This is a genomic window from Frankia sp. AgB1.9 (genome assembly GCF_016786355.1).
Taxonomy (GTDB): Bacteria; Actinomycetota; Actinomycetes; order Frankiales; family Frankiaceae; genus Pseudofrankia.
Genome location: NZ_JADWYX010000074.1, coordinates 1 through 23450 on the forward strand (window position 1 = coordinate 1; position 23450 = coordinate 23450).

Below are 23450 nucleotides of genomic sequence, written 5' to 3' on the forward strand. Positions count from 1 at the left end.
GGGGGGGGCGGCCCCCCCCGGCGGCGCGCCCGGGGCAGGCGGGGCGCTGCCGACGTCGGCAGCCGTCGCCGAGACGCTGTTCACCCGGGCGCCGATCGCGCTCGCGTTCCACGACGCCGCCGGCCGGTACGTGCGGGTCAACGACGTGCTGGCCCGGCTGAACGGCCGGGCCGTCGCCGAACACATCGGGCGCACCGCGCCCGAGCTGCTCGGCGAGATCGGCCACGAGCTGGCCAACCTGCTCGGGCGGGCGCTGCGCAGCGGCGAGCCGGTCGGCGACCTCGAGATGAGCGTCGCGACCGGCACCGGCGGTCCGACCCAGACCTGGCAGGCGAGCTGGTACCCGGTGCCGGGTCCCGGTGGCGCTCCGCTGGGCGCGGTGTTCGTCGCGATCGACGTCAGCGCGCGCCGGGACGCGGAGCAGGACGCGGCGCGCGAGCGGGACCGCACCCGGATGCTGGCCGAGGCCGCCGGCGCGGATGTCCTGCGGGCCGGCCCGGATGGCACGTTCGACGCCGACCTGCCGCGCTGGCGGGCGTTCACCGGACAGCGGCGGGCCCAGTCCGACGGCTTCGGCTGGATAGACGCGGTGCACCCCGCCGACCGGGACGCGGTCCGCCGGGCCTGGCAGACCGCGCTGGACCGCGGCGAGAGCTTCGAGGCCGAGTTCCGGGTGCTCGGCCCGGATGGCGCGGAGCGGGTGCTGAGCGCGCGGGCGCTGACCGGCACGACCGGTGGCGAGTGGGTCGGTGCCCTCACCGACGTCACCGACCTGCGGGCCGCCGAGGCGGCGGCCGAGGCCGCGGCTGGGCGGGTCCGGGCCGCCACCGACCGCGTCGAGCAGATCCAGCGAGTGACCAGCGCGCTCGCCCGCGCGGTGACCAGCGAGGACGTCGTCTCCGTGGTCATGGAGGCCGGCCGGGTGCTCGGCGCGTCCGGTCGCGGCGTCGCCCTGATCGACGACGCCCGCGAGACGCTGGTCTTCCGCGCCCTGGCGGGCTACTCGGCCGAACACACCGCGCGGTGGTCGCGGATCGGCCTGGGCGCCGTGCACCCGGCCGCCGAGGTGGTCCGGGGCCGCCGGCCGTTGTTCCTGACCACCCGGGAGGAGCTGACGGCGCGCTGGCCGGTCCCCGATCTCGTCGCGGCCGTCAACGCCGCCGACGACCGGTCCTGGGCGCTGCTGCCGCTGGCCACCGATGACACCCCGGTCGGGGTGCTGCTGTTCGGCTTCCCGACCGCCCGCGAGTTCAGCCTCGACGAGCGTGGCTACCTGGAGCTGCTCGCCGACCAGTGCGCGCTCGCCTTCGAGCGGGCCGAGCTGTTCGAGAGCGCGCTCGCGCAGGCCGCCGCCGGTCGGGTGGCCCAGGAGAACACCGCCGCCGCCCGCGCCGCCGCCGAGCGGGCCGCCCGCCGGCTGGGCGTGCTCGCCACCGTGAGCGCCGCCCTGGCGGCCGGAGCAGGGCCCGCCCCGGCCAGCACGCCGGACCGGGCGTTGCGGGCGCTGTCCGAGGCCGCCGTCGGCGAGCTTGCCGACGCCTGCGTCGTCTACCTGCTCGCCGACCCGACCGCCGAGCAGCCGGCCGCCGCCGACGGGTCGCCCGGACGAGCCGATGGCTCGGGCCCGCGGGACACCGAGCCGGAGGAGGGCGAGGAGTCCGCCCCCGTCGCGGCGGCGCCCGAGCTGGTCCGCGTCGCGGCGACCGTCCCGACGGGTGCCGCCGCGCTGCCCCGGCCGCGGCCGCTGCGCTGGCCGGCCGCCAGCGCCGTCGGCCGTGCGCTCGCCACCGGCCAGCCCCAGCTCGCCGTCCTGCGTGACGGGGCCGCCGACCCGGCGGCGACCGGACCAGGGGACGGTCCGGTTTCCGAGCGGGTCCTGTCGTCGGTACAGACGCTGGCGGCGCCGGCCACGGACGAACTGCGCTGGGCCCGCCGGGCCGGCGCGAGCACGCTCGCCGTAGCCCCGATCCTGCGCGGCGGCCGGGCGGTCGGCGTCATCACGCTGGCCGCGCTCGGCGACCGGCCGCCGCTGGCCGAGGCCGACCTCGCGATGGTCGGTGAGCTGGCGGCCCGCGCCGCGGACGCCGTGGACCGGGCCGAGCTCGCCGCCGCCGCGGCCCCGGCGGCGCTCGCGGCCAGCCGCCGGGCCGCCGCGCGCTCGCTCACGCCGGCCGGGCTCGCCGTGGTCGCCCGCCACCGTCCCGGTGAGGGCGGCGTCAGCTGGGACTGGTTCGACGTGATCGACCTCGGCGCCGGCCGGGCGGCCCTGGCGATCGGCAACATCGCCGGCGGGGACGCCGCGGCCGCCGTGATGGACGCGCTGCGGGCCTCGGTGCGCGCCTGCGCCCGGCTCGACCTGCCGCCGCACGAAGTGATCACCTTGCTGGACGGCGTGCTCGGCGACCTCGCCGTCGAGGGACGCCCGAACGACGGCGCCGGCGAGCCCGATCAGGCCGGCGGTTCGCCCGGCGTCGGCGGGCCGGTCCCGGCTGACCTGCCCGTGCAGCTGGCCACGTGCATCTACGCGATCGTCGAGACCGACTCCGGGCGGGTGACGCTGGCCAGCGCCGGGCACCCGCCGCCCCTCGTGGTGGCGCCCGACGGGCTGGTCTCCCGCCTCTACATGGAGGTCGGTCCCGCGTTGGGCTCGCGACGCGACGACGTCAAGGAGTACGTCGTCCGGCTCGGGCCGGACTGGCTGCTCGCGTTGTTCACCGACGGGCTGGTCGCCGCCGGTGGCCGCGAGCTGGACGCGGGGGTGTCCCAGCTGGCGGGAGCGCTGGCCCGGTCCGGCGTGCCGCTGCCAGAGCTGGCCGACGAGGCGTTCGCGCTGCTCGGTCCGACAGCGGGCGCCACCGTCGAGACCGTCACCCGTGCCGGCGCGGAGCCGGTTGGCAACCAGGCCGACGATCTGCTGACCGTCGACGCGGCCCTGCTGGTCGCCCGGCTGCCCGCGGCCCCGCCGCCCGGCGCGACCGTGGAGATCCCGGTGGACGGCGGCGCGGCCGACCTGGCGACGGCCCGGGCCGCCGCCAGGGCCGCGCTGGCCGACTGGGCGTTGCCCGCCGACGCGCTGGAGACGACCGTCCTCGTGCTGTCGGAGCTGGTCGGCAACGCGGTCGCGCACGGCCGGGCGCCGATCGACGCCCGGGTCCGCCGGCTCGCCGACCGGGTCGTCGTCGAGGTCGCCGACGGCGGCGGGCGGCTGCCGCGGCGCCGGCACGCCGGCGTCGACGACGAGGCCGGCCGCGGCCTGGACCTGGTCGCCACGCTCGCGGACCGCTGGGGTGCCCGACCGTCCGCCGACGGCAAGGTCGTCTGGGCCGAGATCGGCCCGGCAGCGTTCACGGCCGGCCAGTCCGGCTGAGCCGCCGCGTCACCTCGGCCGGGAGCGATCACCTTGCTCCCGGCCCGGTCCGCCGTGTCAGGCCGCCGTCCAGGGGCCGGGCAGGAACGCCGCCCCGGTGGCGGTCTCCGCGGCAAACGCCGCTCCGGTTGCTCGCTTCCCGACCGGTAACGTGAGCGCCATGGCGGACACGATCGTGAGCCTCGACGCGGTCAGCGTCCGGCGAGACGGGGCGGCGTTGCTGTCCGACGTGAGGTGGACGGTCACGGCCGGGCAGCGCTGGGTCGTGCTCGGGCCGAACGGCGCGGGCAAGACGACGCTGCTGCTGGTCGCGGCCGGCCGGCTGTTCCCCACCGCGGGCGCGGTCGACCTGTTCGGCTCCCGGCTGGGCTCCGTCGACATGCGTGAGCTGCGCTACCGGGTCGGGCTGGTCAGCTCGGCGCTCACCGAGACGCCGCCGCCCGAGGAACGGGTGCTGGACGTGGTTCTCACCGCCGCCTGGGCGGTGTTCGGCCGGGGCTATGAGCGGTACGACGAGATCGACGTGGCCAGGGCCGCCGGGCTGTTGCGCCAGTTCGGCTGCGGCGCGCTGGCTGACCGCCGGTTCGGCACCCTGTCCGAGGGCGAGCGCAAGCGGGTCGCGATCGCCCGCGCGCTGATGACCGACCCCGAGCTGCTGCTGCTCGACGAGCCGGCCGCCGGCCTCGACCTCGGTGCGCGGGAGGCCCTGTTGCGCCGGCTCACCCGGTTCGCCGCCGACCCGACCGCGCCCGCGCTGGTGATGGTCAGCCATCACGTCGAGGAGATCCCGGTCGGCGTCACCCACGCCCTGCTGCTGCGCGACGGCCGGGTGGTGGCCGCCGGGCCGGTCCAGGAGACGGTGACCGCCGGGCCGCTGTCCGAGTGCTTCGGCATTCCGTTGGACGTCACGGTCACCGCGGGCCGTTTCGCCGCCCGGCTGGCACCGCGTCCGCCGCGCCCCCGGGTCGTCGCGCCGGCCTGAGCGGGCCGCTGCGGCCGTGTGGACGGCTGTGCCGACAAATCAGGTGCCGTATTGGCTAAACACGGTCCAGAAGGGCCCACAGGCTTCCTGCGCCGTGAACCTGGGCGCCGTTCGCCGTGACGCGGGCGCGCAGGGCCCGATCCGAGGTGAAGACGAGCACGGGTGGTGTCGCGGCGAGCGCCGCCGCCACGATCGCGTCGTCGCCGGAGCCGGGCGCGTGCACCACGGTCAACGACCGCGCTGAATCCGACGGCCGATCGGCATTCTCGGCGAGCCCGGACTGGGTTACGGCAAGCACCGTGCCGGGCTCGACGCCAGCCCTGGCCGCTCCTTCCAGGACGAGCACGACCCACTCCGGCGGGCCGAGCGAGCCGCCGTCCTCCGTGGTGCCGGCTGGCCCCGCGGGCGGCCCCGTCGACGGCTCGGCGGGCGGCTCGGCGTAGGTGAGCAGGCGCAGAATCCGCGCGTGCAGCCGGGCGGCGGCGCCCGGGCGATCACGCCACCAGCCGTCCGGACGTGAACCGACCACGTTTGCCGCGTCTACCACCCAGGTTCGCGCGGTCATCACGGGGTGCCAACCGGGCGGGGCGGAATGACAGCGCTGATCCGCGGGGTCACCGGACGGACGCCGAGCGGCCACCGAAAGACCGGCGGGTGGACCGTTCCGGCGGACCATCGGTCAAGGTTTCCCATTCGTGCTGCCGGCTCGTGCCGGCCTCGCGCTGGCGAAAGGTTGCCCCATACGGGAGACAGCGGCCGCCGGATGCCGACCGTAGCGAGTCCAAAGCCCGCCGACACCGCGTGGCTCTGTTTGCTGAGCAATGGCGCCCCACCGGCCGCTGACCGTCGCGTAGGGCTGGCTCCAGGCCTCGCGGCACCCGTGCGTCGTCGTGGCCCATCTGTCCCCAAGGGCGTGAAGTTCCGGGTCCGGGCGGGTGATTCCGTTGACACGATGGGCCTCCTATCATGCCGGCGGCGGTGGACTCTTTAGGTTCCGCTGACAGATCCACCGGTGCGACACCGTTCCGCGGACGCGGGCATCGCCGGACGGCAACCGGGGCGAACGCGGAAGCCCGCCATCAGGGTTCCGGCCTCGCCCCACCCTTGATGGACATCACACCCATAGGCGAACCAGCAAACCACCGTGCCCGCCGATTCGTCGGGCTGCCGTAGGCTCGGCCCGGTCCGGAGCGGCGGAGGCTGAATCGGCGGGGAACCGCACGAAGCGGCGTGCCACAGCCTTGATCGCGCCATTGTCGCGGCGTCGCTTCACCACTGGCACTCTTGGCACGCGGTAGCTCCAGATGCCGACGGGAGCTCCCGGGCAGACATTGCGGCGCGCCGGAAGCCGAGCCGAAGCGCCATGTGGTCGATTCGGGGATCTCGCCCGTAGGCCCGCGTCCGCGCGTAGCGGAGTCCGCACGGATCTGCGTCGACAGATCTGCGTGCAGCGCTGAATCGTCGGTAGCCAGGCGAACAAGGTCGGCCACCCGGCTCGCCACCTCGAACCAGTCGCGAACGTTCCCCGTGTTCTCGTGGTAATACTAGACGCGTGAGTTCTGGGGTCCGCTGACCTGAACCGCTGACCTGAAGGAGTTGACATGGCCCAGAAGACCATCGTCTCGTTGATTGACGATCTCAGCGGCGAAGAGGCCGACGAGACCGTCCGGTTCGGCCTCGACGGCGCGCAGTATGAGATCGACCTCTCCGAGAAGAACGCGACCAAGCTTCGTGAGTCGCTGGCCCCGTTCGTCGGCGCCGCTCGTCGTTCGGGTGGTCGTGCCTCGGGTGGCCGCCGTGCCGCCGCTCGCGTCACTTCTCGCCGTGGCGGCGGAACGGACCGTACCGCCGACATTCGTGAGTGGGCGCGCAGCAACGGCTACACCGTGAGTGACCGCGGCCGTATCGCCTCCAACATCGTCGAGGCGTACGAGAAGGCCCACTAGTTCGAGGCGGGTTCGCCTGCTCGCCGGTCTTCGGCCGGCTTCGCCGGAGGCGGCGAACGAGAGGTCTGCCACGGGGTCATCTCCCCCGACAATCCGCAAGCGCGGCTTGCCGGGGACCCCGGGTCCACCGGAACCCCCGTTGTCGAGGTTCTCTCGGCCCGGGGGTAGGCAGATTGTTGGCCTTCGGTCGGGCTTCGCCGCCGGCCGCGGACTGGATCGCCACCCGGCGCTCCAGCTCGTGGAACCGGTGCTTCGAGGTGGGGTAGGGGTGGCCGTTCCGGCGTTTTTCGGCCGGCTTCCCGTTGGCCCGCAATGTTCGTCCAGGGGATCTCCCCTGATGGCCCGCCAGCGTGGCTCGCGGGTGATCCTGGTCCCCGGAACCCCGGCAGTCGAGCATCGCTCGACCCCGGGGCAGCCGGATTTTCGCGTTCGGTCGGCTTCGTCGGCGGGACCAGACCAGATGTCCGCCGAACGGGCGGTTCCTCGCTATCCGCGGTGTCCGCCGGCGAGTTCCACCTGGTCGAAGTTTGTCGGCCAGGCGCCGGGCGGGGCGGTCGTTGCGTGCTCGTGGTTGGCCCGGGATTGGTGGCCGGCCGGTCGAGGATTGTCGTCGAGTCAGCGAGGTCCGCGTCGGCGCGGTCTCCCGGTGCCGGCCCGGCGGGGTGTTCGGCTGGTTACGGGATGACCGGTCCGAGTTGTCGTTTTCGCATTTTTCCAGTGACTTCGAGGTCCGGCCGGATTTGGCGACTGCGTCGCGTCAGGCTGGTTGCCCGGACGGTGAGACCGACGGGTACCTTCGTCAGCCTTAGGTGAATCTGTGTCACCGCACGGTGACGGAGAAGGCCGGCTGGCTCCCGAACGGGGAGCCAGCCGGCCTTTTTTGCCGGAAACCAGCGCTTGCGGGCGCCGATGTGCGGGCCGGTCGGGCTGGTGTCGTGCGCTCGATCAGACCGGACGGTGCTGACGCATCCAGGTCTCGATATCTCCGACTGTCCGGGGGAGAGCGGTCGACAGGTTGCGGGAGCCGTCCGAGGTGACGAGGATGTCGTCCTCGATGCGCACGCCGATGCCGCGCAGCTCCGGTGGGACCGTCAGATCGTCGGGCTGGAAGTAAAGCCCGGGCTCCACGGTGAGCACCATGCCGGCGGTCAGATCCGCGTTGCGGTACGTCGCATCCCTCGCCTGCGCACAGTCATGAACATCCAGACCGAGCATGTGCGAGGTGGAGTGCAGGGTGTAGCGCCGGTGTACGCCGGCGCCCGGCGCTTTCGTGTCCTCGGAGAGTGACTGCTCGACACTCGCCGGCAGCAGGCCCCAGTCGTGCAGTGCGGTGGCAATCACCCGCATGGCCGCCCGATGCGGGTCCAGGTACGCCGCTCCGGGCCGGACGGCGTCAATTCCGGCCTGCTGCGCGGCCAGCACCACCTCGTAAACCCTGCGCTGCACGTCGCTGAACTCGCCGCTGATCGGCAGTGTGCGGGTCACGTCCGCGGTGTAAAGCGAGCGGCTTTCCACCCCCATGTCCAGAAGCGCGAGCTCCCCGGGGCGCACCGGGCCGTCGTCGCGCCACCAGTGCAGTGTGGTCGCGTGGTGTCCGCAGGCCACGATCGAGCCGTATCCCACATCGTTGCCGTCGACCCGGGCCCGCCGCCAGAACGTTCCCTCCAGCCAGCGTTCGCCGTTGGGGAGCCTGGCCGCCGTCGGCATCTCGACCACGCATTCGGTGAAGCCACGCACCGTCGCGGCGACCGCCTCCTCCATCCGGGAGATCTCGTAGTCGTCCTTGAGCAGTCGGAGCTCCGACAACGCCTCGGCTAGTTCACCGTCCCGACTCGGCGCATCCGCCCGGGCGGCGCGCCGGCCAGGATAGGTAAGCACCGCCTCGTCGACCTGAGCGTCCAGCCCGCGCAGCACCCGCGTGTTACCGGGGGCGAGCCGGCCCAGCGCGGCCGGGAGTTCCGTGAGCGGTCGGCATTCGATCTCGAGTGCTTCGGAGGTCTCCCGGACACCAGGCCGCGGGCCGACCCACAGCTCGCCGAGACGGTCGGTGTAGAAGGCCGGCGTCGACCGGTCGGACCGGTCGGCCACGTACAGCACGGTGTCGTGCTCGCCGGCTGGATTCGGCAGCAGCAGCAGAACCGCGTCCGGATCATGGCAGCCGGTCAGCCAGAAAAAGTCGCTGCCTGGCCGGAATGGGTAGTCGGTGTCGTTTGCCCGTACCCGCGGCCCACCGGTCGGAATCACCAGGGCCTCGGCCGGGAATCGGGTCCCGAGCAGCGCGCGTCGTTTCGCGGCGTAGGGAGCGACGTCGTCGCGGGTCCCGGAGAGATCCGCCGGCGGCGCCCACCCCGTCGCCATGAACTGCCGGAACGCGGCGTGCGGTTCCTCGTCATGGCTCACCTGCCCGGCGGCGCGGCCACCGGTCGTCTCAGGTTCGTCGGTGGCCTCCGTGGGCGCCGCGGCGTCTTCGGTGGGCTCAGACGTTTCGGTGGTGACGGGTGTTTCGGTGGTCACGGCCGGCCGGTCTCCCGGCACGGTCGGCGAAACGTCGGCTCGGTCGGTGAACGCGCCGCTCCCCGGCGGCGACGGTGAGCTTTCGGCGGGCTGAGCACTCATGCGTCAACGGTAGGCCGAGCGGTTGGGACAGCGCGGCCGGCCGTGAAAGTCGAGGTACCCGGCGTCTGCCGGGCCCGGTGGTTCGCCCCCGCCGGCCGCGCGACACCGCCGCTGAAAAGGCGCGACTGGCTCGAAGGCGCCACCGTCGTACCGGTCTGACCGGGGACGGACGATCTTCGTCCGCCGGTCCGGTCGGGAGTATCGGGCCGCGTCGTCGACCGAAATGTCGAAACGACGCATCGGCCGACCGAGCCGAGCGAAGCAGGAAAATCCGCGAGCGCCCCGCAGTCGGCAGGCCGACGCCGGGGGCGAGGCCCGATCCGTCCCGAATCGTGATACGCAAGGTGGTGGACCCGCCAGTCGGGTCGAACCTCCACGACCGGGATATCTCGGCGCATCCGCGGGGAGGCCTCCAGCATGACGTGGCCAGACGAGCCGCGACCGCGCGGCGGGCAAGAGAGGACACCGCGGCCTCGCGACGAGAGCAGCCCGCGCTACCAGGGGAGCCCTCGTTACCAGGGGAGCCGGGCCGTCGGTCCGGGCGGGTATCCCGACGAGGACCAGCCCGTCCCGGTGCCACCGCGGCGGAGAGCCGATGGCACCCGCCGGCTGGTGACGGCGGTCGCGGCGCTCTGCTCGCTCGGCGTTCTGCTGCTCGCGGCCTGTGGCTGGGGCGTCGTGCGCCATTACAACGGCCGGGTGCATCACGTCGACCTGAGCCTCGCCGCGGCGGGGCGCCCGGCGGCGGCTGCTCGCGGCACGGAGAACATCCTGCTGGTCGGCTCCGACTCGCGCGCCGGCACGGGCGGCCAGTTCGGCGAGGTCGACGGCCAGCGGTCCGACACCACGATCCTGGCCCATCTGGACCGCGACGGCTCGACGACGATGGTCTCGTTCCCCCGCGACCTGTGGGTGACGATCCCGTCGTACAGCTCGGGCGGGGCCACGCACCCCGAGCAGCGGTCCAAGCTCAACGCCGCGTTCGCGCTCGGCGGCCCGGCGCTGCTGGTGCGCACGATCGAGGGACTCACCGGCCTGCGGGTCGACCACTACGTCCAGGTGGACTTCGGCGGCTTTCAGGCGATCACCGATGCGCTGGGCGGGGTGACTGTGTGCGTCAAGGAGCTGCCGGCCTCGCTGCGCGCCCGCGGGTTCGACAACCTCCACGACAAGATGTCGGGCTGGTCGGGCCAGGTCGGCGCGAACCGGCTCGACGGCGCCCAGGCCCTGGCCTTCGTCCGGCAGCGGTACGGCCTGCCCGAGGGCGACCTGGACCGCATCCGCCGCCAGCAGCAGTTCCTCAGCGTGGTGTTCCACGCGATGACCGCGCCGTCGACGCTGGCGAACCCGGTGCGGGTCCGCGACGTCCTGGACGCGACCACGTCCGCGCTGACGGTCGACCAGGGCACCAGCCTCACGGATCTCGAACCGCTGGCGCTGCGGATGCGGACGCTCACCGGTGGCGGCTCCGGGTTCGAGACGGTGCCGGCGACCCCGGCGACCCGCGCGGGCCAGTCGGTGCTGCTCGTCGACCCGGCGAAGCTCGCCGCGTTCCTCGCCCCGCTGCGGCCGGCGGCCACAGCCGCGGCGGCCGACACCCGGGCGCCGGCCGCCGCGGAGTCGACCAGCGTGGCGCGCGCCGGGCAGCCAGCCTCGCTGCTGGCCGGCGGCGCGACGGCCGCGGCCACGCAGCCGGCGACCGGTCAGTCGTCCGGCGGTTCGTCCTGCACGTACTGACTCCGGGCCGCCTCGGCGCCGACATCCGGTGACGCGGCCGGGGCCGGGTCAGGGGTGGTTTCCTCGGCCGCGCAGTCGTCCTGGGGCGCCTCGGGTGTCGGCGCGCCCGGGCGGCGCTGGTCCAGGGCCGCGTTGAGCTCGGCGCCCAGGAGGACCGCGAGCCCGGTGATGTAGAAGAACAGCAGCGCGGCGGCCGGCGCGGCGAGCGAGCCGTAGACCAGCTCGTTGCCGAAGACCCGCTCCAGGTACAGCCGCAGCAGGTAGCTGCCCACCAGCCAACCGACCAGCGCGAACACGGCGCCGGGAAGCGCGCGCCGCCAGGGCCGCCGCTGAGGAAGGGCCTGGTGGTAGAGCGACGTCAGCACCGTCAGCGCCACCACCGCCACCACCGGCCAGAACGCCGACTTGAGGAGCAGTTCGATCGTTGGATGGTGCTTGGCGCGCAGGAGATCGGCCAGCAGGCCCGGCCCGAGTACCAGGGCGGGCAGCAGGACGATGCCGGTGATGACCTGGACGATGAACAACCGCAGGGCGACGATCCGGCTGCGGACCGCGGAACGCAGGTCGCGCTGGCCGTAGGCGATCGTGATCGTGTTGACGAAGGTCGCCATGGCGGTCGAGCCGGTCCACAGCGAGAGCACGAACCCGATCGAGATCACATCAGGGCGCCCGTGCGTCAGGATCTGGTCGACCGTCGGGCGGACCACGTCGTCGACGACGTCGGCGGTCAGCAGGTCGTCCGCGCCGCGCAGCAGGCTGTTGCGGATGCTGTTGACCGCGTCCGAGCCGAGCGCGTCGCCGAGGTAGCCGATCGACCCGAGCAGGGCCAGCAACAGCGGCGGCAACGACAGCAGCTGCCAGAAACCGGCTTCGGCCGCGAGGCCGAGCACCCGGTCCCGCCAGGCGTTCGACATCGCGCGCGCCGCCACTCGTCCCGCGTCCGTCGCGTGCAGCCGCGTCGCCGTGACGACCCGGCGTACCAGCGAGACGGCCGGCGCCTGGCCGGAACCATCGTCGGCCGGGCCGTCGTCGGCCTCCGGGGCCGCCGTTCCGGCTGCCGCCGCCGCGCCACCGTTCGGGGGCCCGGCGACGTCTGACGGAGTGGCGTCGCCGGCCGGACTGCGGCGCTGGTCGGGCCCAGGCCGGCCGTTGCTGCTGGACCGCCGCCGCGCCGACGACGGTCCGGGCGGCTCGCCGGCGGGATGTGACGCCGCGCGATAGACGGACGTGGAGCGGTGCTCAGTGGGAGGCGTCTCGTGGCTTCCGGCCCCCCGTACGGGCGACGGCACCACCACGGGCGCGCGCTCGTTGGCCGTGGTCACGGCCCCAACCGTACGGGGTCGCCGCCCGGCGGTTGTGGACCATCTGTCGATGTGCGCGGTTGGCAGTATCCCCGCCGTGCTCCCGTTCCGCCAGGTGGGCGCCCGGAGGGTCGGCATTGATGGCCGAGGGGACGGTCAGCGATCAGGTTCTGGCTTCTTGGCCACAACGCGACGCGGGCCTGCCGGGAGGCCGCCTGAGGCCGGGCGACCGTGATGGTCGCCCGGCGCAGGCGGCGGACCCGGCAGGCCCGCGCCAGTAACGTTCGTCAGCTGCCGACGGTCAGCTTGTCTGACTCGTCGTGATATTCGACGGCCATCTCGCGGAGCTTGGAGTCGTGGGACTTGGCGTGGTGCCGGCAGAAGAGCAGGTCGCTGCCACCGGGCAGGACGACGCGGACGTACGCCTGAGCGCCGCACCTGTCGCACCTGTCGAGATTGGTCAGCGTCGGCTTCGTGGTAGTACCAGTCACACCCTCTCCAACTGTGTCCGGCGGCCAGAACTTCCGCCCTGGCCGTGTGATCGGTCCCTCACACTTCGCTAGGACCGCCGGCCACGCGATGAGGTTGCATCGCATGGCGTCCGGTCATGCCGGCTGGAGTGGCGCCGTTGCGTCCAGAGCGGCCGTACCGCGTCCCGTTGGGTCTCCTCTGACCGCCGAGACCACCATCTTCGACCCTTCCCGGAGTCTTGCCCCGCGTTTCGCGGTTTCCGGGACTTCAGCCCCCTTTCGGGGGATTGGAGCGCCATGCGCCAAGGGCCGTGCCCCCGCCTACCCACACAGTTCGCTAGGTGCGACGGGCTCCGAAGACGATGTCATCCCATGCTGGCACCGACTTGCGCCCACGTCGACCGCCTCCGGCACGTTCACCAGTTCGGGGGGTGTTCCTCGGGCGGTTCGATGGCGGACTCCCGGCGTCCTTGTCACCGTCCGTAGCGGCCGATCCGGGCGTCCTGTCCTGGTTCTTCCCGGTCGACTTCTCCGGCTTGTCCTGCTTTTCGGCGGCTTTCGCGGCCGCGGCCGCCGCCGCGAGCCGGTTCACGCCGGTAGCCGACGTCTTCTTCGTCACGTCGGCCTTCGGGGAGCCGACCTGGGCACTCGCCTCGGTGGCGGCCGTCACCTCGGTTGTCGCTCCGTCACCGGTCGGTTCGTCAGCGTTCGGATCGTCGGCCGCCGCGTCCATCGGGACGATCTCCTGGTCGTTCGCCCTGGAGTCACCCGGAGTAGGCGTCTCGGTCGCCGACGCGGCCGCGAGGGCCGCTCTGCCGCGTGCGGCGGTCGCCCGCCCCGTCCTGGCCGAGGCCACGGCCGGGAGGGGCTCAGCGACGTCCTGAGACGCCGTCGCGGGCCCTGACGCCGCGGTTGCGGCCGGCGCCGCGCCAGCCGGGACCTGCGCGGCGGGGGCGGGCGTCGGGGCGGGTGTGGTCGGGACGGCAGCCGACGGGCGGTCGGCCTCGGACGCCCTGGCCGCTGGCCGGGCCGGGGACCGGGCGGGCCGGGCCGGGACGACCGCCGGGCCCGCGACGCGTGGCGCGGCGAGAACCGGCTCCGCGGCCGGTGCGACGACCGGCAGGTCGTCCAGCTGGTCGTCCTCCGCCGGATCGGCGGCGGCCGGGAACTCCTCGTGGGAGGGCGCCTCCCACGACGGCCCCTCGTGAGCCGGCGGCGCGGCGGCTGGCCGCGAGGCCGCGCCGAGCTCCGCCGACGGGTCGACCGGCGCCTGCCGCGCCCACTGGTCACCGGAGGCGTCCGTAGCGGACTCGTCCGTGGCGACGACCTCGGCACGCCACCGTGCGTCGGAGGCCGGGACCGCCGACGGAGGAGCGGGCCGCGGGTCGGGCTGCCGGGCCACCTGGGGTGCCGGCGCAGGGGGGGTGGGTCGCGCGATGGGGGTGCCGGGCGTTTCCAGGCCGGGCGGCGGCACCGGGCGCGGCTGGGCCGGTCGAGCCTCGGGCACGGGCCGCTGGGACGGGGCCGGCGGCAGCCCGGTGCGCTGCGTCGACGGCTGGGCCTGGGCGGCCGGCGGCCGGGCGGAGACGGGCGACGGCCGGGCCGGGGGAGCGGGCGTCCCCCGTGGGGGGGCCGTGGCGGGGCGCGGCAGGGGACGGGCGGGAGCGGGCGACGGCGGAGCCAGATGGTCGGCCGGTTCGTCGAACAGATCCGCGTCCAGGGCGAGATCGAGGTCGGCGTCGTCGTGCTCCGGCCACCGGCGGCCGTCGAGCGGCCGGGTCGGCCGTAGGTCCAGCGCCGGCGGCCGGGTCGGGCGGTGCGCCGCGGCCGGGCGGGCCGGGCGGCCCGCCTGCCCGGCGAAGGGCGTCTCAGGCTCGCCCGACGGCGGCGCGATCGGCAGCCCGCCGGTGTGCTCCGGCGCGGGGAGGCGATAGGAGGGGGCGATCGGCGTCGGCCCGGTCGGCGGGCCGGCGGGCGCGCCTCGTCCGGCGTGCGGTGCGGCGTAGGGGTCCGGCGCGTACGGCTCGTCCGCGAACGGGTCCTCGCCGAACAGCGGGCCGCCGGCCGGATCGGCGTCGAACGGCTCTGCGGCGAACTCCGGGAACGGGCGCGAGGCGTCCGCGGCCGGGTAGTGAGTCGGGACCGGCTGGTCCGCCGGCGGGTAGCCGTCCGTCTGGTACCGGGCGTGGCCGACATGCTCAGGCCGCTGCTGGGCCGGCGGGTAGGCGGCGGGGTCCGGGTACTGGCTCGGCCGGGCGGCACCCTGGCCGAGGTCGTCACGGGACGCCTGAGCGGGCTCACCCGGGTACTGGGCGGCGGGGTACTGGTCCGCCGGGAACCGAGCGGCGGGGTGCTGGGCAGCGGGGTGCTGCACGCCAGAGTGCTGGGCCGCCGGGTATTGCTCCTGGGGCGCGGGCTGGAACGGAGCCGCCGGGCCGTGCGCCTCCTGGTAGCCCCCGGCGGGGAACGGCGCCGGCTGGGCGTAACGCGGCCGCTGGTCGCTCGCGTACCCGGGGGCCGGGCGTGACGGGGCTGGCTGCCCGGCCGCCGGCTCGGGCACCAGCGTGAGGGCGGGCGGGCCCTGGCGGGCCGGCGCGGGGGCGGCCGCGGCGGGTGCCGGCGCGGCGTCGAGGGGCTCGGGCGCGACGAGGGCGCGGGCCGCGTCGTCGTGCGGCCGGACCCGGCGGACCACCGGGTCCCAGGTCCAGCGGGCGCAGCGGCTCTCGGAGGTGAGCTGCACCAGCCAGATCCCGTCGACCCGGCGCCAGGCGTCCCACTGGGCGCTGTCCGGGTTGTCCTGCCCGGCCATCAGGCGGGCGTCGACCACCTCGCCGAGCGGCCGGCCGGGCGCGCCACCGGTGTCCTTGGGCAGCAGCGCGGCGCGCGCCTCCTGCACCACCCGGGCTCGTTCGGCGAGCACCGGGCCCTCGTAGCGCTCGACCCGCTCCACCGGAATGCCCGCGGCGCGGGCGACGTCGGCGGCGGTCTCCCCCGCGCGCAGCCTGGCCTGGATCTCGCGTGGGGTCAGCGCGCTCTCGGTCCGGACCTCGCTGCGCCGGGCACCGCGCAGCGCCGCGCGCAGCCGGTCGTCGACAGGGACCCGGAACTGCTCGGCGTCGGACCGGCTGCTCGCGTCGGCGAGCACGAGGTAGCCGCCGTCCTCGCTGAGTGCGACCGCCCGCAACTCGCGCATGACGCCATCTCCTCCCGTCGCCTTGCCCGCGCCCCGCCCGACGGGCCGCGCTTCGTCCCGGCCGGCCGCGGTCCGAAGCCTGGACCGCGCCGCCCGGCAGGCCTTGACCCGCCGGCACCGCCGCACATCGTCCCGCGTCGTCGCCGCGCTGACTCCCGAACCCGCCCGGAAGCCGAGCCGGGCAGCACGCGGGCACGGCCACGATCACGGAGGGTGAGGAATGGCTGGCGACAGACGGGCGACGGTGGGCGGGGAACGACGGTTGGCCTGCGCCGGTAGGCGTCCGACCAGTGGCCTCGGCGGACGTGACCGGAGGCCATGGCACCGTGCTGGGCGCCAATGGCATGGTCGCATCTGCTTTGGCCGGCTGGCCCGTGCCGGGCACCGACACCCATAGTCTGCCGTCCTGACCGGGTCGCGGCGATGTTCACCCGACCGTCCGGGCGTGTCGCACCCGCTCGAAGCGCGCGAAGCGCCCACGTCGGTCAGGGGCGGCGGCCGCCGGGCGGTCGAGTGGCCGGCGGGCGGCGGCGGACCGTGCGGGACGGGATCCTCGGCCGGTTCTGGTCGATGCCGGCGGCCAGCGCGGCACCGACGATCCCCGCGTCGTTGCGCAGCTGCGCCGGGACGACCTTGGTGCGCACCGTCAGCAGGTCGAGGAACTTGTCGGCCCGCTTGCTCACCCCGCCGCCGATGATGATCAGATCGGGCCACAGCAGCGCCTCGACGGTGTTGAGGTACTTGCTGACGCGCTTGGCCCAGTGCTCCCAGCTCAGGTCCTCGCGCTCCCTGGCCGCCTCGGAGGCCTTGGTCTCGGCGTCGTGGCCGCCGATCTCCAGGTGCCCCAGCTCGGTGTTCGGGATGAGCTGCCCGTGCAGGAACAGCGCTGTGCCGATGCCGGTGCCGAAGGTGGTCATCACCACGAGCCCTGGCACGTCCCGCCCGGCGCCGAAGGCCATCTCGGCCACACCGGCGGCGTCCGCGTCGTTGATGACGACGATCTCCCGCCCGCCGAGTGGCTCGGCCAGCGTCGCGGCGACGTCGGTGCCGACCCAGCCCTTGGCGACGTTGGCCGCGGTCTGCGCGACCCCGCCCTGGATCACCGCGGGAAAGGTCACCCCGATCGGGCCCTGCCAGCCGAACTCGCCGACGATCTCGGCGACCACCGCGGCGACGGCCGCGGGCTCCGCCGGGCTCGGGGTGGCCATCCGGACTCTGGGCGCGGCCAGCGTGCCGTCGTCGATCTCCACCGGTGCGCCCTTGATGCCGGACCCGCCGATGTCGACCCCGAAGACGCGCATCCCACTCCCTCCAACGCCGGCTGCTCGCCGGTGACGTCGTCGACCGACTACCCGGGAAGGCCAGCCACCCGGGATGTCCCGGCGCCGCCGTAGTGTCCCAGGCCCGTCAACGAGATCGCGACCGACCGGCGACAACCCGGTTCGCTCCGTCACTGGCGCCGCCAGAGCCGGCCGGGTGGCTCGGCTCCCGGCCTGTCCGCCCTCGCCCGCGTCCTAGCCGCCTGTTCAGCCGTACCCATACCCTGTCAGGTGTGCGCCTCATCGACACCTTCGGGCGGGCGGCCACGGACCTGCGAGTGTCCCTGACCGACCGGTGCACGCTGCGTTGCACGTACTGCATGCCGGCCGAAGGGGTGCCGTGGCTGCCGGGCACGGACATCCTCACCGACGACGAGGTGGTCCGGCTCGTTCGGATCGCCGTGGAGCGGCTCGGTGTCACGGAGGTCCGGCTGACCGGCGGTGAGCCGACGCTGCGCCCCGGCCTCGTCGAGCTGGTCGGCCGGCTGGCCGCGCTGCGGCCTCGGCCGGAGCTCTCGCTGACCACCAACGGCCTGACCCTGGCCCGCTCGGCCGGCGCGCTGCGCGCGGCCGGTCTCGACCGGGTGAATGTCTCGCTGGACACGACCGATCCCGCTCGGTTCCGTGAGATCACCCGCCGGGACCGCTGGTCTGACGTCGTCGCCGGCCTCGCCGCCGCGGCCTCGGCCGGGCTGCGGCCGGTGAAGGTGAACGCGGTGCTGACCCGCGGCGTCAACGAGGACGAGGCGCCAACGCTGCTGCGCTGGTGCCTGGAGCGGGGCTACGAGCCGCGCTTCATCGAACAGATGCCGCTGGACGCGCAGCACGGCTGGGACCGTGCGTCGATGGTCACCGCCGCCGAGATCCTCGCGGCGCTGCGCGCCGAGTTCGCGCTGACCGCGGTGGGCGGCCGCGGCTCCGCGCCGGCCGAGCTGTTCCACGTCGACGGCGGGCCGGCGACGGTGGGGGTGATCGGGTCGGTGACGGCGCCGTTCTGCGCCGCCTGCGACCGGGTCCGGCTGACCGCCGACGGGCACGTGCGCAACTGCCTGTTCGCCCGCGAGGAGGGCGATCTGCGCTCCCCGTTGCGCTCCGGCGAGACTGACGACGACCTGGCGGAGCGCTGGCGGCAGGCGGTCTGGATCAAGCGTCCCGGCCATGGCATCGGCGAGCCGTCGTTCCAGCAGCCGGACCGGCCGATGTCCGCCATCGGTGGCTAGCGAGGGCCCGCGATCGATGGCTAGAGAAGGCGAGAACCGGTGGGCGCACTGGAGGACTGGGTGGCCCGCGCAGGCGACGCCCTGGGCCTGGACCCGGCAGCGGTCGACGTCGCGCAGCTGCTCGACCTGACCCGCGAGGTGGCGCACGGGGTGGCCCGACCCGCCGCTCCGCTGACCGCGTTCCTCGTCGGCCTTGCCGCGGGCCAGGCCGGCGGCGGCCCGGCGGCGGTGGCCGACGCGGTCGCGACGGTCCGGGCCGCGCTCGCGGAGGGGCTCCCCGACGGGGCTTCCTGACGGGTTGACCGCCGTGGCCGTCGTCGAGGATCCGCTGCGGCGTCCCTACGGCATCCGGAAGCTGCCGGTGTCGTCCAGGTAGCCACGCATGTCGAGGGCCATGGTGTGCATCATGTCCTCGTTCGGCTCCGGCTCGGGTTCACCGTCGTCGTCCCAGTCAGGCCGCCGCCAGCCCCGCCAGCGCCTGGTCTCGGCGCCCGAGTCGTCGACGTCCGCCTCATGGTCGTCGCCGTCGTACTCGTTGTACTCGTCGAATTCGTCGTACTCGGCCTGGCGAGGCGGGGCCGGGTAGCCCGATCGCTGGTCGTGGTGCTCGTCGGCCGGGCCGCGCTGGTAGGCGCCGGGCCGCTCGCCGCCGGCGTACGTCTCGTCGACGTATCCCGCCTCGCCGTATCGCGGCGCTCCGGGCCCGGTCCCGCCGGCCGGTGTGCCGCCGGGCCCCGTGCCGGCGTAGCGCTCGTCGGCTGGGTCCCGCCGGTGGCGGGCCGCCGGCCGGGCCACGTCCGGCACTGCCGGGTAGCGGTCGTCCGGGTAGCCGGGCCGTGGCTCGCCGGCCGGCCGGGCGGCCTCGCGGGGGAACGCGCGGCCCTGGTCGTCGCTGTGGCCGCGGGCGGCGGCGCGGCGCGGATCGACGCGGCGCGGATCGTCGTAGGCGGGGTCGCCGTCGAAGCCCGGCGGGGGAGTGGCCCGCCGGGGCTGGGGAGCCTGCTCGTCGCGGCGGCCGCGGGCGTCGTCCCGGCCGTACCGGTCGTCGTCCGGCCGGTACCGACCAGGCGGGGGCGTCGATCGCCGGACCGCGGTGGTGGGCCGCTCGGCTTCCTGGTCGTAGGGCGGCCGGTCGCCGTGACGGCTGGCGGTGGCGGGCCGGCGGGCGGGCGCCGTGCGGGACGGTGGAACCGCGCGGGAGGTCGCGGTCGTGGCCTGGCCGTCCCTGGTCGGGCGACGGGCGGACGTGCCGGCGGCCTTGGCCGCGGCGGGCACCGGCACGGCCCGCCGGACGATCAGGGCGAGCACCGCGATGAGCGGGACCGCGACCAGCGCCGACAACGGCCGCCAGAGGGTGAGCCCGACGAGGGCGAACACCGCGGCCACCGCGACGATGCCGAAGAGGTGCCGTGGGCCGCCGTCGCGGGAGGAACGCCCCGGGGTGCCCGGCAGGTCGTCGCCGGGAACGGCCCGGTACGCGCCGTCGTGCCCGGCTGCCCGCGTACGCGCCATGCGGACCAGTGTGCCTGACCCGTCCAGCCCCGGGAGGGAACTGGCCGAGAGAGCCGGGTGTGGCCGTGATGTCCGGGCGGCGTCGGCAGGATGGCGCGTCGCTGTGTCCCCGGCGGGATCGATGTGATCTGCTCCGAGCGGGAGATCTCCGGACGGCGGGACCGGATCCGTCGAGTGATCCGGTCCGAACGCTCTCGTCGCCGTGCGCGGGCGTGTCCCGCTGCGTCTCCCAGTGGCCTCCGGAGACGTCCAGTGGCGGCACGGTAGGCGGCGTCGCAGGGTGGTGCCGAGAGGTGGTGACGGTGCGTGCGCAGATGGCGCGCGCAGGGTGGACGGAATCACATCTGGTCGGCAGGATGCGGCACGGCGGCCAGTAGCTTTAATGTTGTGTGAAGACGTAGTTTGACCATGGCTCGGTGCCGCACCATGGATTCGGCCTCATATTGGGGAGGTTTGCCGTGGTCGCGCGAGCAGCCGATCGGCGTCGCCGGTCGTGGTCCGTCCTCAGGGCCGCAGTAGCAGGCGCCGTCGTGGGCGTCCTTGTGCTTACTTCCGCGTGTAGTTCCGCGAGTAACAAATACGTTACAAACAAGGCCGCCGGCGTGTACGTGAAGGTGCCCGACGGCTGGAGCCACGTGCAGATCCAGGACCCACAGCTGCTGGGCATCGACGCCCGCCAGATGAGTCCGGACATGTACGTCGCGCTCAGCCAGCGCGAGTGGATGACGAAGCTCGACGCGTCCGGGAGTACCCAGCCGACCTCGGCCCTGGCCCCGGACTCCCAGCAGCCGAACGGATTCCTGCAGGTTCGCCAGCTCCTGCCGGAAGAGGCCAAGACGATTTCCACCGACAGCCTGCGCAACCTGCTCGTCTCGGTCGACGACGCACAGGCCGCGCAGGACGCGGCCATCAAGCAGGACCCGATCGGCGCCCGGCTGCACCCGGCTTTCCTGCTCCTGGCCGACGAGACCGTCAAGAAGGCCGATGGCGTGCACGGCGTGCATCTCATCTACCAGCTCTCGACCTCGGCTGGCCTCGCGGAGATCGACCAGACCAGCCTGCTGGACCAGAACCAGACCGTGCTCTACCAGCTCGTGATCACCTGCACCGCGCTCTGCTACGCGCAGAACAGCCCGGCGGTGGACAAGGTTCTGAGCTCCTTCACGATCAAGCCGACGTCGACGAGCTGACGGCGCGGGCCCCACGCGACCGCACGCAGACGCGACAACCCATCGACGAGACCGACGAACCGACGGACTGAGGGCGATAGTCATGGACCAGACCGACCCGCCGACGCCGGACGTCCTCGCCACCACCGGGGCGAACGGCACGTCCCCGGCGCCGGATGGCGACGGGGGCGCGGCAACCGCGACACCGGGCCCGAGGCGCAAGAAGGTCTCGCTCTGGGACCGGGGGAAGTTCCTGCTTCTGCTGCTCGGTCTGTTCGTGTTCGTGGTCGCCGCGCAGGTCTCCGGGAACCCGCTGATGTCCTGGGGCGACGCGCTGAGCATCGAGGCCCGGTCCAGCTGGTGGCTGTTGGCCCTGGCCGGGGTCGAGGTCGTCCGTCAGGTGCACATGTACATCGGCGAGCGTTCCTCGCCGTACTACGTGTTCTGGACCGACGGGGTGTTCGGCCGGGCCGAGCGCCGGATGCTGCGCTTCAACGACTGGAACCGCTACCGCCTGAGCCGCGCGGCCAAGTGGGTCGTGACGCTGGTCGTGGCGCTCTTCATCTACGCGAAGCTCGAACACGTCTCGCTGTTCGACGCCGTCGTCAAGGTGCCCGACGCGATCTGGGGCGCCATCCCGATGCTGTTCCAGATCGTGCTGTTGCTGCTGCTCGTGGTCGGGCAGTTCGCCGCGATCTTCTGGTTCATGTCGAAGGGTGGCGTCGAGGTCTACTACCCCGACGACGTCAAGACCCGGTTCGCCGACGTCTGGGGGCAGGACCACGTCGTCTCCCGGGTCCGGGAGAACGTCTTCTACCTGGAGCACCCAGAGGAGATCGAGAGCAAGGGTGGGTACGTTCCCGGCGGCATCCTGCTGTGGGGACCGCCCGGAACCGGCAAGACCCTGCTCGCCGAGGCGGTCGCCGGCGAGACCGGCAAGCCCTACGTCTTCATCGACCCGGGCGCCTTCCAGGCGATGTTCATGGGTGTGGGCATTCTGAAGGTGAAGTCGCTGTTCCGCCGGCTGCGCAAGCTCTCCTTGCGCTACGGCGGCGTTATCGCCTTCTTCGACGAGGCGGACAGCCTGGGTAACCGCGGCCAGCTCGCCCAGGGCTTCAACCGCAGCGCCGAGCCGACGCTCTCCCGCAAGGCGACCGTCCTGGGCGCACAGGGCTGGCGCGCGCCGTCGTACGCCGACGGGCTGGACGACCACGCGGGCTGCAACGGTGTCCATTACCTGAGCACCCGGGCGCAGTCGGAGCTCTACGGGCAGCGTGCCTCGGCGGCCAGCGGTCTTGGCTTCGGAGCCGACGGCTCGATCGCGCGCCGAGGTGGCGTCGACCGGGCCGTCATGCCGATGGGTGGGATGGGCGGCGGCGACATGGGCACGCTGCAGGCCCTGCTCGCCGAGATGTCCGGCCTGAAGAAGCCGCGCGGCTTCCTCAACCGGGTGGTGCGGCGCACGCTCGGGATGAAGCCGAAGCCTCCGCCGAAGTACCGCATCCTGATCATGATGGCCACCAACATGCCGAACTCGCTGGACGAGGCGCTGTTGCGACCGGGCCGCATCGACCGTCAGTACGAGGTGGGCTACCCGAGCAAGGAAGGCCGGGTCAAGACCTACAAGGGCTACCTCGCGAAGGTCCGGCACGAGCTCACCGAGGACCAGATCGACCGGCTCGCGATCATGAGCCCGCAGGCCACCGGCGCGACCATCAAGGACACCGTCAACGAGGCGCTCACCCAGGCCATCAAGGACGGCCGCGACATGATCACCTGGCCGGACGTCCTGCGCGCCCGGGTGGTCAAGGAGCACGGGCTGCCTGACGACCACGAGTACATCGAGCGGGAGCGGCACAGCGTCGCCCTGCACGAGGCGTGCCACGCGGTGGCCGCGTACCGGCTGCGTCGCGGCACGGCGATCGACATCGCGACGATCGAGCGGCGCGGCGGCGTGGGCGGCTTCGTCGCCTGGGTCCAGCTCGAGGACTCGATGTTCGAATGGCGGTCCGAGATCGAGGCGCACGTGATGGTCGCGCTCGCCTCGCTCGCCGGCGAACGGATGTTCTTCGACGGAGACAACACCCGCGGCGTCGGCAACGACCTGCAGACGGCCACCCGGCTGGTCGCGGAGAACATCATCGGCGCGGCCATGGGCGACACGATCACGAACTGGGGCTGGATGTCCGGCGTCGGCCTCGGCACCGGCTCCATCGACGCCGACCGGCCGCTGGGCCGGCAGGTCGAGGCCAAGCTGCGGGAGCTCTACGAGCGCACCGAGGATCTGCTCAGCGCCAACCGGCGTGAGGTGCTGGCCCTGACCCACGCGCTGGAGACGCACAAGACCATCACCGGCGAGGACGTCGAAGCGATCATGGAGGGGACCGTCGGCCCGACCGTCGACGGCCGGCGCTACCACGAGGACGAGTTCCTCGAGATCGCCGAGGAGTACCACACCAGCGCCCTGGCGGCGCACCGCGGCGGGGTCGAGGACCAGGTGGCGCTCCCCGAGTTGGACCGGGTCGCCGCCAAGGCCTCGGCCAAGGCGCCGAGCCCGACGGCCAGCCCGTCCCAGACCGCGTCGTCCGCCCAGGCCACGGCGGCCGAGCCCGAGTAGC

The 23450-nt window shown here is 73.9% G+C and carries 15 protein-coding genes; 8 read left to right on the forward strand and 7 right to left on the reverse strand.

Annotation, left to right across the window (positions count from 1 at the left end; translation table 11 throughout):
• Positions 1-3367, forward strand: a 3367-nt coding sequence (locus I6A60_RS26030) for a SpoIIE family protein phosphatase (protein WP_307873876.1), incomplete at its 5' end; no start/stop codon positions are given.
• A 160-nt stretch (positions 3368-3527) separates the two neighbouring features.
• Positions 3528-4349: an ABC transporter ATP-binding protein gene (locus tag I6A60_RS26035; protein WP_203021822.1), complete on the forward strand. Its 822-nt coding sequence runs from the start codon at positions 3528-3530 to the stop codon at positions 4347-4349.
• A 55-nt stretch (positions 4350-4404) separates the two neighbouring features.
• Here I6A60_RS26035 and I6A60_RS26040 read toward each other — a convergent pair whose 3' ends face one another.
• Positions 4405-4914, reverse strand: coding sequence for a hypothetical protein (locus tag I6A60_RS26040; protein ID WP_203021823.1), 510 nt, complete (start codon positions 4912-4914; stop codon positions 4405-4407).
• A gap of 1036 nt (positions 4915-5950) precedes the next feature.
• Here I6A60_RS26040 and I6A60_RS26045 point away from each other — a divergent pair.
• Positions 5951-6295: an Lsr2 family protein gene (locus I6A60_RS26045; protein WP_013422363.1), complete on the forward strand. Its 345-nt coding sequence runs from the start codon at positions 5951-5953 to the stop codon at positions 6293-6295.
• Positions 6296-7240: 945 nt separating this feature from the next.
• Here the strand turns inward: I6A60_RS26045 and I6A60_RS26050 are convergent.
• Positions 7241-8653, reverse strand: coding sequence for an aminopeptidase P family protein (locus I6A60_RS26050; RefSeq protein ID WP_203021827.1), 1413 nt, complete (start codon positions 8651-8653; stop codon positions 7241-7243).
• 870 nt (positions 8654-9523) lie between these two features.
• On the opposite strand from I6A60_RS26050, the gene I6A60_RS26055 reads away from it, so the two are divergent.
• Positions 9524-10648: an LCP family protein gene (locus I6A60_RS26055; protein ID WP_307873878.1), complete on the forward strand. Its 1125-nt coding sequence runs from the start codon at positions 9524-9526 to the stop codon at positions 10646-10648.
• Here I6A60_RS26055 and I6A60_RS26060 read toward each other — a convergent pair.
• From I6A60_RS26060 to ppgK, 4 genes are all read right to left on the reverse strand, one after another.
• Positions 10615-11970, reverse strand: a complete 1356-nt coding sequence (locus I6A60_RS26060) for a YihY/virulence factor BrkB family protein (protein ID WP_203021825.1) — start codon at positions 11968-11970, stop codon at positions 10615-10617. The two genes, I6A60_RS26055 and I6A60_RS26060, sit on opposite strands and share 34 nt — an antisense overlap.
• A 266-nt stretch (positions 11971-12236) precedes the next feature.
• The gene (locus I6A60_RS26065) at positions 12237-12440 is read right to left on the reverse strand and encodes a hypothetical protein (protein ID WP_013422367.1); all 204 of its coding nucleotides are present in this window, start codon (positions 12438-12440) and stop codon (positions 12237-12239) included.
• 316 nt (positions 12441-12756) lie between these two features.
• Positions 12757-15612, reverse strand: a complete 2856-nt coding sequence (gene sepH / locus I6A60_RS42025; RefSeq protein WP_238436266.1) for a septation protein SepH — start codon at positions 15610-15612, stop codon at positions 12757-12759.
• A 485-nt stretch (positions 15613-16097) separates the two neighbouring features.
• Positions 16098-16913, reverse strand: a complete 816-nt coding sequence (ppgK, locus tag I6A60_RS26075) for a polyphosphate--glucose phosphotransferase (protein WP_203021899.1) — start codon at positions 16911-16913, stop codon at positions 16098-16100.
• A gap of 251 nt (positions 16914-17164) precedes the next feature.
• Between ppgK and moaA the strand changes: the two genes are divergently transcribed.
• A complete protein-coding gene (gene moaA, locus I6A60_RS26080) occupies positions 17165-18151 on the forward strand; it encodes a GTP 3',8-cyclase MoaA (protein WP_203021900.1) in 987 nt (328 codons plus the stop codon).
• 39 nt (positions 18152-18190) lie between these two features.
• Positions 18191-18445 (forward strand): DUF6457 domain-containing protein, encoded by a 255-nt coding sequence (locus tag I6A60_RS26085; RefSeq protein WP_203021901.1) that lies wholly within the window; start codon positions 18191-18193, stop codon positions 18443-18445.
• Between the two features lie 45 nt (positions 18446-18490).
• Here I6A60_RS26085 and I6A60_RS26090 read toward each other — a convergent pair whose 3' ends face one another.
• A complete protein-coding gene (locus I6A60_RS26090; protein ID WP_203021902.1) occupies positions 18491-19663 on the reverse strand; it encodes a hypothetical protein in 1173 nt (390 codons plus the stop codon).
• Between the two features lie 530 nt (positions 19664-20193).
• Between I6A60_RS26090 and I6A60_RS26095 the strand changes: the two genes are divergently transcribed.
• Both I6A60_RS26095 and I6A60_RS26100 read left to right on the forward strand, forming a co-directional pair.
• On the forward strand, positions 20194-20853 hold the full coding sequence (locus I6A60_RS26095; RefSeq protein ID WP_203021903.1) for a hypothetical protein: 660 nt from the start codon (positions 20194-20196) through the stop codon (positions 20851-20853).
• Between the two features lie 82 nt (positions 20854-20935).
• A complete protein-coding gene (locus I6A60_RS26100; protein WP_203021904.1) occupies positions 20936-23449 on the forward strand; it encodes an AAA family ATPase in 2514 nt (837 codons plus the stop codon).
• Position 23450 lies beyond the last annotated feature (1 nt).

What these genes read in the sequence shown, in the direction of transcription:
- I6A60_RS26035 (WP_203021822.1), top strand. Translation starts at nt 3,528, where the DNA reads ATGGCGGACACGATCGTGAGCCTCGACGCGGTCAGCGTCCGGCGAGAC.
- I6A60_RS26040 (WP_203021823.1), bottom strand. Translation starts at nt 4,914, where the DNA reads ATGACCGCGCGAACCTGGGTGGTAGACGCGGCAAACGTGGTCGGTTCA.
- I6A60_RS26045 (WP_013422363.1), top strand. Translation starts at nt 5,951, where the DNA reads ATGGCCCAGAAGACCATCGTCTCGTTGATTGACGATCTCAGCGGCGAA.
- I6A60_RS26050 (WP_203021827.1), bottom strand. Translation starts at nt 8,653, where the DNA reads ATGGCGACGGGGTGGGCGCCGCCGGCGGATCTCTCCGGGACCCGCGAC.
- sepH (WP_238436266.1), bottom strand. Translation starts at nt 15,612, where the DNA reads ATGCGCGAGTTGCGGGCGGTCGCACTCAGCGAGGACGGCGGCTACCTC.
- ppgK (WP_203021899.1), bottom strand. Translation starts at nt 16,913, where the DNA reads ATGCGCGTCTTCGGGGTCGACATCGGCGGGTCCGGCATCAAGGGCGCA.
- I6A60_RS26090 (WP_203021902.1), bottom strand. Translation starts at nt 19,663, where the DNA reads ATGGCGCGTACGCGGGCAGCCGGGCACGACGGCGCGTACCGGGCCGTT.
- I6A60_RS26100 (WP_203021904.1), top strand. Translation starts at nt 20,936, where the DNA reads ATGGACCAGACCGACCCGCCGACGCCGGACGTCCTCGCCACCACCGGG.